The sequence below is a fragment of the Demequina sp. genome (assembly GCF_049841215.1).
GTDB lineage: Bacteria > Actinomycetota > Actinomycetes > Actinomycetales > Demequinaceae > Demequina.
On sequence record NZ_JASGEO010000018.1, the window covers coordinates 89,419 to 102,313 of the forward strand.

The 12,895-nt window shown below is 67.2% G+C and carries 12 protein-coding genes; 4 read left to right on the top strand and 8 right to left on the bottom strand.

Translation table 11 applies throughout. The features are described 5' to 3' along the window. Positions 1 to 103: 103 nt before the first annotated feature. Together QM618_RS09865 and QM618_RS09870 are read left to right on the top strand one after the other, a co-directional pair. Positions 104 to 898, top strand: a complete 795-nt coding sequence (locus QM618_RS09865; RefSeq protein ID WP_428097981.1) for a CDP-alcohol phosphatidyltransferase family protein — start codon at positions 104 to 106, stop codon at positions 896 to 898. Continuing rightward, a complete protein-coding gene (locus tag QM618_RS09870) occupies positions 895 to 1,758 on the top strand; it encodes a glycosyltransferase family 2 protein (RefSeq protein WP_428097987.1) in 864 nt (287 codons plus the stop codon). The genes QM618_RS09865 and QM618_RS09870 overlap by 4 nt, the downstream gene beginning before the upstream one ends. Before the next feature lie 8 nt (positions 1,759 to 1,766). Here QM618_RS09870 and QM618_RS09875 read toward each other — a convergent pair whose 3' ends face one another. Next, the gene (locus QM618_RS09875; RefSeq protein ID WP_428097992.1) at positions 1,767 to 3,617 is read right to left on the bottom strand and encodes a SpoIID/LytB domain-containing protein; all 1,851 of its coding nucleotides are present in this window, start codon (positions 3,615 to 3,617) and stop codon (positions 1,767 to 1,769) included. 115 nt (positions 3,618 to 3,732) lie between these two features. Between QM618_RS09875 and QM618_RS09880 the strand changes: the two genes are divergently transcribed. Both QM618_RS09880 and purU read left to right on the top strand, forming a co-directional pair. After that, the gene (locus QM618_RS09880; RefSeq protein ID WP_428097996.1) at positions 3,733 to 4,134 is read left to right on the top strand and encodes an adenylyltransferase/cytidyltransferase family protein; all 402 of its coding nucleotides are present in this window, start codon (positions 3,733 to 3,735) and stop codon (positions 4,132 to 4,134) included. A gap of 2 nt (positions 4,135 to 4,136) precedes the next feature. Next, positions 4,137 to 4,988, top strand: coding sequence for a formyltetrahydrofolate deformylase (gene purU / locus QM618_RS09885; RefSeq protein ID WP_428098000.1), 852 nt, complete (start codon positions 4,137 to 4,139; stop codon positions 4,986 to 4,988). A 3-nt stretch (positions 4,989 to 4,991) separates the two neighbouring features. On the opposite strand, the gene QM618_RS09890 is transcribed toward purU, so the two are convergent. Genes QM618_RS09890 through QM618_RS09920 form a run of 7 tightly spaced genes read right to left on the bottom strand, consistent with a single transcriptional unit; the run spans position 4,992 to position 12,747 of the window. Continuing rightward, a complete protein-coding gene (locus QM618_RS09890; protein ID WP_428098003.1) occupies positions 4,992 to 7,004 on the bottom strand; it encodes an acyltransferase family protein in 2,013 nt (670 codons plus the stop codon). Between the two features lie 6 nt (positions 7,005 to 7,010). Beyond that, a complete protein-coding gene (locus QM618_RS09895; RefSeq protein ID WP_428098007.1) occupies positions 7,011 to 7,886 on the bottom strand; it encodes an N-acetylglucosamine-6-phosphate deacetylase in 876 nt (291 codons plus the stop codon). A 9-nt stretch (positions 7,887 to 7,895) separates the two neighbouring features. Further along, positions 7,896 to 8,678: a glucosamine-6-phosphate deaminase gene (locus QM618_RS09900; RefSeq protein ID WP_428098010.1), complete on the bottom strand. Its 783-nt coding sequence runs from the start codon at positions 8,676 to 8,678 to the stop codon at positions 7,896 to 7,898. Then, entirely contained in the window at positions 8,671 to 9,567 is an 897-nt protein-coding gene (locus QM618_RS09905) for an ROK family protein (protein ID WP_428098012.1), read from the bottom strand. The genes QM618_RS09900 and QM618_RS09905 overlap by 8 nt, the downstream gene beginning before the upstream one ends. Beyond that, positions 9,552 to 10,976 carry a glycoside hydrolase family 3 protein gene (locus QM618_RS09910; protein ID WP_428098016.1) on the bottom strand — a complete coding sequence of 475 codons (1,425 nt, stop codon included), beginning with the start codon at positions 10,974 to 10,976 and terminating at the stop codon, positions 9,552 to 9,554. Before QM618_RS09910 ends, QM618_RS09905 begins: the two co-directional genes overlap by 16 nt. After that, positions 10,973 to 11,812, bottom strand: a complete 840-nt coding sequence (locus QM618_RS09915; RefSeq protein WP_428098020.1) for a carbohydrate ABC transporter permease — start codon at positions 11,810 to 11,812, stop codon at positions 10,973 to 10,975. The genes QM618_RS09910 and QM618_RS09915 overlap by 4 nt, the downstream gene beginning before the upstream one ends. Beyond that, the gene (locus QM618_RS09920) at positions 11,809 to 12,747 is read right to left on the bottom strand and encodes a carbohydrate ABC transporter permease (protein ID WP_428098024.1); all 939 of its coding nucleotides are present in this window, start codon (positions 12,745 to 12,747) and stop codon (positions 11,809 to 11,811) included. Before QM618_RS09920 ends, QM618_RS09915 begins: the two co-directional genes overlap by 4 nt. Positions 12,748 to 12,895 lie beyond the last annotated feature (148 nt).

The following is a 12,895-nucleotide window of genomic DNA, read 5'->3' on the forward strand; positions in this document are numbered from 1 at the left end:
AGGCACGGCGGGTATCCTTGGCGACAAGCTTCATACCCGTTAGGAACCTCATGCCTTTGCGAGCGCGCGCCCACACAGAGCACCACAGGGCGAAGGCACGTCGATGAGCCGCGAGTGGCCAACGATCGAGCAGATGCGCGACGTCTGCCAGCCGCCAGAGATTCGCGGCCGCAAGAGCGCCGAGCACTGGACGGCCACGCTGTTTGGCCGCAGCTTCTCCATCTACCTCACGCGCATTGCAGTGTGGCTTGGGCTGTCCGCAAACGCGGTCACGGGGATCATGATTCTGTGCGGGTGGGCCGCGGCCGCCGCGCTGCTCATCCCCGGCGTGTGGGGTCCCCTGCTTGCCTGCTTCCTCGCATTCCTCCAGATGACGATCGACTCGATCGACGGCGAGGTGGCGCGCTGGCGGCGCACTACGGGCCCGCGCGGGATCTTCCTTGACCGCATCGCGCACACCACCACTGAGTCCGCGATCCCCTTCGCCGCGGGCCTCGCCGTCACGCTCGCGGCCACGCCTCACGACTGGCGCTGGGCAACCGTTGGCGGGGCCACCGCCACGCTCGTGTTGGTCAATAAGTCGCTGCGAGACGCGATGCGCTTGTCTCGCGTTCAGGCTGGCCTTGACCTTCCGCGCGATGCCGCGGGAGCACGGGTCATCTCCAGCTCCCTCATCGGCAAGGCCCGCAGGGCCGCGGACTTTGTTCCACTTCACCGCCTCTATCACTCTGTCGAGCAGACCATCGTGCTGCTCGTTGCAGCCATCCTCGGCGCGCTCTTTGACTTCAACGGCCTCGCCGTTGGCCTCGCGGTGTTGGCCTGCGCGCTTCCCTTCGTGATCGTGGGCCACGTCACCGCGATCCTCGCGTCGAGCACCCTGCGCGGGCCCACCCCGTGAGGCCGAGCTGGTCCGCCGTGGTGCTCAGCCAGGGCACTCGGCCGGTGGAATTGGGCGCGGCGGTGGGTTCGCTGCTCGCCCAAACTGGCGTTGCGCTTGAGGTGATCGTGGTGGGGAACGGGTGGGAGCCGTCGGGCCTGCCCGACGGCGTGCGCACCGTCTACCTGGAAACGAACCTTGGCGCTCCAAAGGGTCGCAATAAGGGCATTGAGCGGGTGCGGGGCCGGCTCGTGTTTTTCCTTGACGACGACGCCGTGCTACCAGAGCCAGACACGTTGGCGCGCATCGAGGCACTGTTTGCTGCGGACCCAACGCTCGGCGCGATCCAGACGCGCATAGAGACCCCTGATGGCGAGAGCCTGCGCCGCTGGGTGCCGCGCCTTCGAAACAAGGATCCGATGGTGTCCTCCGAGGTATTCAGCGTGCTCGAGGGTTCGGTTGCGGTGCGCAAGCGCGTGTTGCGCGGGACGCGCAACTGGCCGGGGAGATTCTTCTACGCGCACGAGGGCATCGAACTCGCGTGGCGCACTTGGGACTACGGCTATCGCGTGGAGTACCGCGCAGACCTGCGCGCGGTGCACCCGCGCGTCGAGCGCTCGCGCCATGCGGACCACATGTGGCAAGACGCGCGCAACCGGGTGTGGTTGGCCAAGCGCAACCTGCCGTGCCCCATCGCGATCGCGTACATCCTGGACTGGGCGGTTCTCACCACGATTCGCAACGTCACACACCCGCGTGAGTTATGCGGGTGGTTGCGCGGCGCATGGGCCGGCATCACGACCGATGCTGGGCGGCGGCGTCCCATGGCGTGGAAGACGGTGTGGGCGATGACGAAGCGCGGACGCCCGCCGGTGCTCTAGGCAGAGCGCTATCGCGGAGTAATACTCCACACCCACGGCGACTTGAGTCCAAACGCGATGCGCACGTTGTCCGCGCCGGTAAGCACAGAGGTGTCTCCGTTCGCCGCGGTGGCGGTGATGACGTAGGCGGCGGCTTTGGGAGCGGACGACGTGCGTTCGGAGATGGTGAGCGAGACCACGTTGGGCAGCCCAAACTGCAGGGCAACCGCCTGCTGAGAGACCGTGCGCGTCCACGAGGCGTTGGGGTTGCTCACGGTGCCGTCGACGCTCCAGTGGTCGTCGACGCTGCGCAGGTACGAGACCCCTTCGGTCCACACCTTTTCGCTGTTCTCTGTCTGGCCTCCGGACGACGAGAAGTAGTACGTGGTGGCGATGTTCGCCGCACCGCCAGCGCCGTAGGTGAGCACCTTTCCGGTCGCTCCGGCGGACCCGTTGGTGCCGTCGACTGCAGCAACCCAGCGCTTGCCGTAGACCGCGCTGGTGCCCTCGTTTTCCTTCTTCCAGCCCGTGAAGTTCTGGCTGCGGGAGTCGTCGTAGAGGTTGCACGCGCACGTCGACAGCACGCCGCTCGCGACCTTGCGCAACGCAAATCCGCGCGCCGCGATCGCTTGCGCCTTGAGCGCCTCCGTTGACCACGACGACGGCATCTCCGCCACCCCGTAGAGGTACTCGGTGTTGAGTTTGAGCACGTTGACGATGGTCAGTCGCGAGTTGGTGACGCTCAGTTCGAGCCTGCCGTGCCGGTAGGTGCCGTTGGTCGCCGCGGTGCCCGACGCTGTGGTCACCTCGACGTACGGGTTCTCTGGGGAGGTGGGCAAGTAGCCGGTTGTTGCCTCCCACTCGAGAGTCGCCGTAGCGCCTGTTGTGGTCGCACCACCCGCGCGGGAAAAGCTCAGCGTGGATTCGGACCTCGTGACGGTGATCGCCTCGTCGTTGAGCCCCGTCCAGGTGGCAGACGGAGTGCTTGACCCAGCGCCGTACACGCGCAGTCGCCAGCCGCCGTTGGCGTCGGTGCCGGTTCCTGGGGAACGCACCGTGAGCACGGCGGAGGTGGTGCTGTCGGATCCCGAGCCAAAGACGTGCACGCGAATGTCGCCAGCTGCGGGCACCGACTCCACCGCGGTGCCGGTGTAGTAGTGGGTCAGGATCTGGGTGGCGGTGGAGCCTTGCTTGGCCATGCCGTACGCCCCGTATTGCGACATCCCCACGCCGTGACCCCACCCGGAGCCCGTGAAGACGAACTCGTCGGGAATCGGTTTGGGCACCACCACCACGGTGATGGTCTTGCTGACCGCCGCACCAAGCACGACGCGATACTTGCGGGTGTCCGTTGGCTTGAGCGATGTCGAGGCCTTGCCCTTCGTGACGGCGAAGGTGCGCGCGGTGACCCACGTGGATCCCTCCAGGTACTGGAGTTTTGCGCTTGCGGTGATCGCGGGCTTGACGGTGACCTCCGCGGTGGTGGAGGAGCCTCGCGTGATCGGCGACGCCGCGGCCGCCGCCGTGAGAGTCACGGGAGTGATCGTGAAGGCCTTCGAGTACGCTCCCCCAGCCTTGATGCGATAGGTGCGCGCCGCCGTCGGCTTGAGAGCCGTGGAGCCTTTGCCCTTGGTGAGCGCGATAGTGCGCGAGGCGCTCTTCCACGTGCCACCTGACTTGATCTGCAGGTACGCGGTCTTTGCGGAGGAACCGGTCAGCGTGATTTTCGCGGTGACGCTGCCGCCCACCGCAACGTAAGCGGACGCGGAGACCGTGACCTTGGGCGATGCGGCGTTGGCCGTGCCCACCCCCGTCACGAGCAACAGCACCGCCACCAGCAAGCTCAGCGCAGCCCGCGCCGTTGCGCGCCCTGTGACCATGTCACCCCTCGATTCTCCGCAGCCCGTGTGGACGCGGGCCTTCACGAGCGTAACAAAGTGTGGCCAGGCTGTAGCCTCGTAGCGCGGGGGCCGCCCCGCCCCTCGAGGAGAGTCCATGCCCACGCGCGTCATCACCTTTGGGACGTTTGATGTGTTCCACGTGGGACACGTCAACATCCTCACGCGCGCCCACGACCTCGGCGACCACCTCACGGTCGGCATCTCCACGGACGAACTCAACTTCTCCAAGAAGGGCCGCTACCCCATCTACCGGCAGGAACACCGGCTCGAGATTGTGCGCAGCCTCGACTGCGTCTCCGAGGTGTTCTACGAGCACTCGCTGGACCTCAAGCGCGAGTACCTGCTCGAGCATCGCGCGGACATCCTTGTCATGGGTGACGACTGGAAGGGCCGCTTCGACGAGTTCGGCGACATCTGCGAGGTTGTGTACTTGCCGCGCACGGCCGATATCTCCACTACCGACATCATTCAGGCGATCCGAGAGGCAGAGCTCTAGTTGTGAGTGCCCCCGCGCGTTACGTCCTCAGCCTTTCTTGCCCTGACGGGCCCGGCATTGTGCACGCTGTGAGCGGCGCCATCGCGGGAGTTGGCGGCAACATCACGGAATCTCATCAGTTTGGCGCCGCGGACACCGGCAACTTCTTCATGCGCGTTGAGCTCGAGGCGAGCGTGAGCGAGGACGAGCTGCGCGCCGCGCTCACCCCGGTAGCCGAGCGGTTCGCGATGACGTGGAACCTCGATACCGCGGGGCGCCCCATGCGCACCATCGTCATGGTGTCGAAGGCCGAGCACTGCCTTGGAGACCTGCTCTACCGCGAGCGCGCGGGAACGTTGCCCATCGAGATCGTTGCGGTCGTTGGCAACCACACCACCCTGCAGGGTCTCGCGGAGTTCTACGGAAAGTCGTTCGTGCACATCCCGGTGACGGCAGACACCAAGGACGATGCAGAGGCCGCGCTGCTCGCGATGGTCGAGGAGCTCGATGTGGAGCTCGTGGTGCTCGCCCGCTACATGCAGATCCTGTCGCCCACCCTTGCGGAGGCGCTGCGCGGCCGCGCTATCAACATTCACCATTCGTTCTTGCCGTCATTCAAGGGCGCGCGCCCGTACTTCCAGGCCCACGATCGCGGCGTGAAGCTCATCGGTGCCACGGCCCACTACGTGACGAGCGACCTCGACGAGGGCCCCATCATCGAGCAAGACGTTGACCGCGTTGACCACGCTCACACCCCCGAGTCGCTCACGGCGATCGGCGCCGACGTCGAGCGCAGGGCACTTGCCCGCGCAGTGCGCTGGCACGCCGAGCACCGAGTGTTGCTCGACGGTCACCGCACCATCGTCTTCCGTTAGCAATCAGCCCGACGCTGTGGCCGCGACGAGCGCTTTGCTCACCTCTGGTTCGAGGGTGGCCGCGAACGCCTTGGTGAAATGCCCCTGATCGAAGTTCGTGATGAGGCCGCCGATGACGGGCTCGCACACCTCTGGCCCGCACAGTAGGTCGCTCACATCGAGGATCGTCACGGCAGCGGTCGCCTGCGCGGCCTCGACGAGCGGGTCCGGCGGCAGCGCGTCGTCGCGAGCGGTGGCGCACGCTCTCGTCACCTTGCTCGCGAGGCATTGCGGAATGTCGTGGGCGGGGTACGGGGTGTCGCGAATCACCACCACGTGCTGGCCCGCAGAAACGAAGCGCTCGATGACCCGCGCGTACGACTCAACCTGCCGGTCAAACTGTTCAGCCTTGGGCACTCCCGCAATCGGCTGGAAGGTGCGGCTCGCCATCACCACCACGTCGTACCCGCCGCCAACGATGCTGTCCGCGGCCCACGTCTGCAACGCGAGGCAATTGCGGCCAAGCGCGCCGGAGCCAAACGCCAGTTCTTCGTCGGCCGGGTAGCACTCTGATGCCAGATACGTGTCGAGGGCCCAACCCCGCTCTTCCACCGCCGCGGCGAGCGGCGGCTGCCACTGGCCAGCGTGGGAGTTACCGTACAGGGCAACGGTGACCGCTGCGTCGGGCATGCCGTAATGGCACACGGTGCGGGACGTGAAGGGGCGCGAATTCCAGCAGTCATCCGCGTACACGTCCGGCTTGTCCTGTGAGGCCTGAACGGGAGTGGTCGCGAGTACAACGTCGCCGCAGGCGGCATCGCGCGCGGCCGCCGCGCCGAGGCACGGATCCTGTGCCGCGGCGGCGAGCAGCCTCTCCCCCTGCCGAGCCTCGCGCTCTTGGACGAGCCACAGCGACGTGGCGGCGACCAAGGACAGCGCGGTGCACGCGACGAGCAATCCGGCGGTGGCCTTGCGCGAGCCAATAAGGCGTGGCGAGCGTCGCGGCACGTCCTCGAGCCACCGCTTCGATGCCGCGGCGAGCACCGTCGTGCCCGCAAGCACGAGCGCCACGAACACCCAGTTCTTCGCCATGACAGCCGCGAGCGCGACGATGAGCGGCCAGTGCCACAAGTAGATCGAGTAGGAGCGATCGCCAACCCACTGCACGGACGGGTGCGCGTAAGCGCGCTCGCCCACCCAACCAAGCCCGTCCCCGCTCACCGCGATCATCGCCGCGGTCGCTGCGACGGGAAGCAGCGCGATGTAGCCAGGGAAGGCCGCGAGGTCGGCGAAGGCGAAGGCCGAGTAGGTAATCGCCGCGGCACCGCCCCACCACACCAAGCGCCGCAGCCAGGGCGCCCCGCGGCCAACCACGTGGGCGTGCCACACCGCCACGACGGCCCCAAGGCCCAGCTCCCACACCCTCGTCACGGTGGCAAAGTATGCGAGAGCTCCGCCGTGCCCGGTGAGCACAACCGAGAGCGCAAAGCTCACGGCAACCACGGCTAGCACCGCGACGCCAACCGCCTTGCGCGAGTGGCGCGCGAGCAGCGGGGTGAGGCACAGCGCGATGATGAGCGGCCACACGAAGTAGAACTGCTCCTCGACGCCGAGCGACCAGAAGTGCTGCACGGGAGAGGGGTCGTCGTCGGCGGCGAGGTAGTCGCTCGAGATGAGGATTAGGTTCCAGTTCTCCACCGCGAAGGCCGACGCCACGGTGGACTTGGCGAGGGACAGCAGCGAGGTCGTTGGCATGAGCACGAGCGCGAGCACCGCGGTGCCCACGAGGGCGCCGCTTGCTGCGGGCAGCAAGCGGCGGATCCGCCTGCCCCAGAAGTCCGCGAGTTCTCCCCCCGAGGTGGGCTCTCGCTGGAGCAGGTGACGCGTGATGAGGAAGCCGGAGATCACCAAGAAGACGTCAACGCCCACGTAGCCGCCGGGCAGCGCGGAGGGCCACAGGTGGAAGATCACCACCATCGCCACCGCCACCGCGCGTAGCGCCTGAATGTCCCTGCGCGGAGCGGTCTCGCTCGCCAAGTCGGCCTACCTGCGAATGAGGCGGGCGGGGACCGTGCTGGCCGCGGCCTCTGCCTGATCTCGCGGCACCCCTGCGGCGACACACACCTCGACCGCGCGGTCCATGGTGAGCGTGGAGCCAGCCAGCGTGTCCGTGCCAGCGAGTACGGCCCTACCGTCGTCCTTGACCTCCACGTCGAGCGACCCCAGCCGATACGCACCGGGCGTGGACGCGGCGGCGGCCATCGCGTCGGTCACGAGCACCACTCGCCCTGGCGCGGCGGCGAACACCGTGCGGATGAGGGTGGGATTCACGTGGATGCCGTCGGCGATCAGCTCGATGTGCGCGAATGGGTCCGCGATAGCGGCGCCCACGGGCCCTATCTCCCGCGCCGCCATGCCCGCCATGGCGTTGAGGCCGTGCGTGATGAGCGAGGCTCCCGCCTCGAAGGCCGTCGTGGTGGTGGCGGCATCGGCCGTCGTGTGGCCAACGGCCACCACCGCCCCTGCCCTCGAGAACGTGCGGATTGCCTCCATCGCCCCTGGTAGTTCAGGGGCAATGGTGATCTGGCGAAGGTCGTCGCCAACGATGTCGAGTACGTCGGCCACCACCGCTTGGGTGGGGATCGCAAGGGCAGCTGGATCGTGCGCGCCCTTGCGCTCTGGGGCGAGGAACGGCCCTTCGAGGTGCACGCCAAGGATGCCCGGCTCGTAGGTGCGTGCGGCCCGGATGACGTCCATCGCGCGCTCAAGGTCCGCGAGCGACATCGACACGAGCGACGCCACTACCTGCGACGTGCCGTGAGCACGGTGCGCGGCGAACGCCGCGCGGGTACCCGCAACGGAATCCCCAAACGCGTGACCGCCACCGCCGTGGCAGTGAATGTCCGTGAAGGCCGCCATGCTCAGAGCCTAGATGCCCTGCCAGTCCGGTTTGTGATCCTGGGCCCATTGGTAGTACTCGCGGTGCTCAAGGCCCGACGCTGCGGCTGGGTCGAGCACAACGGTCACGTGGGCATGGAGCTGGATGGCACTGCCCGGCATCGAGGCCGTGAGGGGGCCCTCAACGGCGGCCGCAACAGCGTCGGCCTTCCCCTCGCCGAAGGCGAGCAGCACCAGGTGCCGCGCCCGCAAAATGGTGCCGAGGCCCTGCGTCACGCAGTGGATGGGCACCTCGTCGAGGCTCGCAAAGAAGCGCGCGTTGTCGATGCGCGTGCGTTCGGTGAGCGTCTTGACGCGCGTGAGTGAGCCGAAGGAAGATCCTGGCTCATTGAAGCCAAGGTGCCCCGTGGCGCCGATGCCGAGCAGCTGCAGGTCAACCCCACCGTGACCGGACAGCGCGTCCTCGTAGCGCTGACCCGCCGTCTCGATGCCCGCGAGGGAGCCATCGGGAACATGCACGTTTCTGGGGTCGAGGCCAAGCGGCTGCGCGACGTGGCGATCCACGACCGCTCGGTAACTCTCCGGGTGCCCCGCGGGGAGGCCAACGTACTCGTCGAGCGCGAAGGCGGAGACTTGCGAGAAGTCGACGCCCGCCCGCGCGTGGGCCGCGAGCGCCTCGTACACGGGGAGCGGAGTCGATCCCGTCGCAACCCCAAGTGTGTAGGCGGGCAGCGACGCCACCTCGCGCACGATGTGCGAGGCAACGAGCTCGCCCGCGGCTGCGGCCGAGTCGACGACGATCACCTCAGCCATTGCCGCCCTGCCCAAGGTCCGCGGCACCGAGCGCCGCGATCGGCACCTCGGGGTCGAGAAGCTCGATGCGCTGTGGCATGGCGAGCGATTCGAGGAAGTCACTTGACCGCGCCCACTCTTCGAGCACGCCGCGAGCGCCGTCGAGGAGCGGCTCGCCGTAGGCGGCGAGGCCGCCACCAATCGCGATGACCTCGACGTCGAGCATGAGCACGAGCGCGCGCACCGCGGCGGCAACTCCCCCGTACAGCCCTTCGCGGATGGCAACGGCGCGGGGGTCCCCGGCCTCCGCGGCCGTCAACACATCGCGAGCAACGGCGCCCTGCACGCCCCATTGGCGCACGATTCCGGAGCCAGACGCGTAGGTCTCGAGCGCGCCCGGCAGGCCGTCGGCATCGAGCGGGCCAGCGGGGTCAACGCTGATGTGGCCAAGCTCGCCAGCGGTGCCGCGCGCTCCGCGCCACAGCTTGCCATCAAGGATGATTCCCGCGGCTAGGCCCGTACCGAGGTTGAGGTACGCGAGTGACGAGGGCGTGCGGCCCCGCAACGCCCACGCGCCAAGGGCCGCGACGTTCACGTCGTTGTCGATAACCGGACGCTGTCCCCACGCGTCCTCGAGGGCGCTCGCAAGGTCGAGGCGCTCAAGGCCAAGGTTGAGCGCATAGGTGACCACGCCGTCGGACACCCCACCTGGGACGCCAATGCCGATGGATTCCACCCTGTCCATGCCGAGACCGGCATCGGCGAGCACGGCGTTCACCGCTTCCGTCGCGGACCGCACCACGTCCTCCGCACCGTGGCCAGACGCCGTGCGGTGACGCGCGACGATGGCTCCCGCATGCACCAAGACGACGTCGGTCTTGGTACCTCCGATGTCTACTCCCAGACGCATGTGTCATGCCCAATCAAGTCGATGAGTGCCTCGCCTACCAGGCGCGATGCGCCGTAGGTGGCAATGTGAAAGGTCGTGTCTGCCGGGTGGGGCCAGCCCATCTCCACCACCAGGACATCGTTGCGTTGCGCCAACTGGGCAATCCGGTCAGCGGCACCGGGATGGCGCTGCAGGTCCTTGCCCACCGCCACCACGAGCGCGCCCTGCGCGGGCTCGACCGTCGGCGTCACGCCGGCTGCGAAGGGACCCCACGGCGCGGGGCCAACGGCCATGTTGGGCGTCGTGTCGAGCTCCACCCAGGCGAGCGGCGCTCCCGCATTGCTCGCAAAGAGCTGCCGCGCGGACTGAGAGACCTCAAACGCGGACGCGACCACGCCGGCGGTAAGGCCAGGGATCTCGCCGTTGGCGCCGTGTTCCGGAACCACAATCTCCGCGCGCTCGCGGGCGAGTTCGGCGCCCAACTGGCGAACATGGGCCGCGGCCGTCTCGACGACGGCGGAAGGGAGAGTTCCGTCGGAGACGGCCGCGTCCAAGGCTTCAACAATCTCGGTGAGCTGCTGGTCCGTGTTGCGCGTGCCGAGGCACAGGAACTCGGCGCCCGCGGCCACCGCGGCAACTGCGGCTGCCGGAATGCCGCGGTCCGCGCTCGCGCCAGCCATGTCAAGGGCATCGGTGACGATCACGCCGTCGAAGCCGAGCTCGGAGCGCAACAGATCCGTGAGGATGCGGCGCGAGAAGGTTGCGGGATTGTGGGGGTCAAGCGCTGGCACCACGATGTGGCTCGTCATGATCGTGCGCGCTCCCGCGGCGATCGCGGCGCGGAACGGCACCAGCTCTCGCTCGCGCACGGTCTCTTCATCCGCGTCGATCACGGGGAGCGCGTGGTGCGAATCCGCGGACGTGTCGCCATGCCCTGGGAAGTGCTTGGCGCACGACGCCACTCCGGTGGCCTCGATGCCGCGCGTCCACGCCGCAACGTGCTCCGCAACGGCATGCGGATCGGTGCCGAAGCTGCGCACACCGATCACGGGGTTCAGGGGATTGGAGTTCACGTCGGCATCTGGGGCAAGGGTGAGGCTCACCCCAGCCTCCCGCAACTCCCACCCAACCTGCGCGCCAACGCGTTCGGTGAGCCCAGCGTCGACCAGGCGCCCAAGCACCGCGTTGCCGGGGAACGGTGAACCCTGCGCCTGGTACAGGCGCGAGACGTCCCCGCCCTCTTCGTCGATCGCGATGATCGCGTGCGGATTGGCCGCGTAGATCGCCGCCGTGAGCTCTGTGAGCTGCTGGGGCGACACCACGTTCATGCCGAAGATGCAGACCCCGCCAAGCCCGTCACGCAAGCGACGCTCAAGCCACGAGGGCAACTCGGTGCCCACGAAGCCGGGCATCAGCAGAGCCAGACTCATCCCTTGACCGCCCCACTGACCAGGCCGGACGTCATGCGGCCCTGCACGAACATGAAGAAGATGATGACAGGAACGGCCACAAGGGTCGAGGCGGCCATCACCTGGCCCCAGTCAGTCTCACGGGTTGCGGACGCCTGAATGAAGCCGCGCAGCCACAACGGGAGCGTCTGGCTCTCATCCTTGGTGAGCAGCACGAGCGCAACGGTGAACTCATTCCACGCCTGCAGGAACGCGTACACACCAGACGCGATGAGTCCGGGCATGAGCAGCGGGAACGTGATCTTGAAGAACGCCTTGGAGCGGCTGAGGCCGTCCACCATGGCCGCCTCCTCGAGGTCCGCAGGAACGCCCGCGACGAAGCCACGAAGCATCCACACCGTGAAGGGCACCACGGCCGCGATGTAGATGATGCTGACGCCGATCACGGTGTTGAGCAGGTTGACCGAAGAGATCATCTTGTACTGCGCGATGAACAGGGCTTCTGCGGGAAGCATCTGAATGAGCAGCACCGCAAGCACAAACGACGCGCGGCCACGGAACCGGAACCGCGAGATCGCGATCGCCGCGAGGAACGCGAACAGCACCGCGAAGAACACGGTCACCGCCGCGATCGCGAGGCTCATGCCGAACGCGCTGAAGAAGGAGCCGTCGGCAAGCACGGCCTTGAAGTTGCGCCACGAGCCGCCGAATGGAAGCCACGTGGGCGTGAAGCGCTGGAGCGTGCGGTTGGGGAGGAAGGACGAGTTGATCATCCAGTAGACGGGGAACACCCAGATGAGGGCGAGCACCACACCAAGGATCGAAAGGCCGATGCGGCGACCATTGCGCGCTTTCACTTGGAGTCCTCCTTCATGATGCGCCAGACGTAGCCACCGGAGACCACGAGCGTGATGATGAGCACCACCACGGAGGCCGCGGCGGCCATGCCGAAGTGCTGAGATCCGGTGCCGAGCTTGTAGATATAGGTGCCGAGCAGGTCAAACTCGCTCGCCGACGAGCCCGCATCTTGCAGGATCGTGATTTGGGTGAAGACTCTGAGGTCCCAAATGATCTGCAGCAGCAGCACGATTGACATGACGGGGCGAATGATGGGCAGGATCACCAGGCGAAGGCGCTGGGAGCCGCTCGCACCGTCAAGGTCCGCGGCTTCGAGGACCTCCTCGGAGACCTGGGTGAGACCCGCGTAGAGCGAGAAGGCCACGAACGGCACGGACATCCAAATCACAATGACCGATGCCACAAAGAAGAACGTGAGCGGTTCCGCGAGCCAGTTGAAGCGGTACATGTCGACGCCGGGGATCTTGTCGAGCGTGTAGTTGATGACGCCACGCCGGCGGTCAAAGAGCCAGGTCCACACGGTCATCGCCGCAACCACGGGCATTGCCCAGGCAAGCAGCATCGAGACCTGCAGCATGATGCGCACCGTGCGGCCAACCGCCGCCATCAGCAGGGCGATGCCAAGTCCAATGATGAGGGTGGCGCCAGCGGTCACGGCGCAGAAGACGAGGGAGCGCAATACGACGGCCCAGAACTGGGAGTCGGAGAGCAGCTCGGTGTAGTTCTGGAACCAGATCCACGGCGCGGGCTTGCCGAACTGTTGCGCGAGACCGTACTCGCGGAACGAGTTGAACAGCTGCCACGCGGTGGGGTATCCGGTACCGATGACGAGGATCGCGATCGCGGGCACCAGCAGCCAGTACGGAAGGACGGGCTTGCGCTTGCGCCTTGGCGCGATGGTGGCCGCGGGCTGGCGGTCTGTGGCGACGCTCATGGCGACCTCCTTTTGTGTTGAGTCAAGAGTGGTGTGAGGGCAGGGCTCCTCGCAGGTCGGGCCGCGGTGGCGCCGCCCGACCCCGGAGGAGCCCAGCCCCCCCAACACACATTAATCAACAAAAAATGAGGTCGCCATGAGCGGCGCC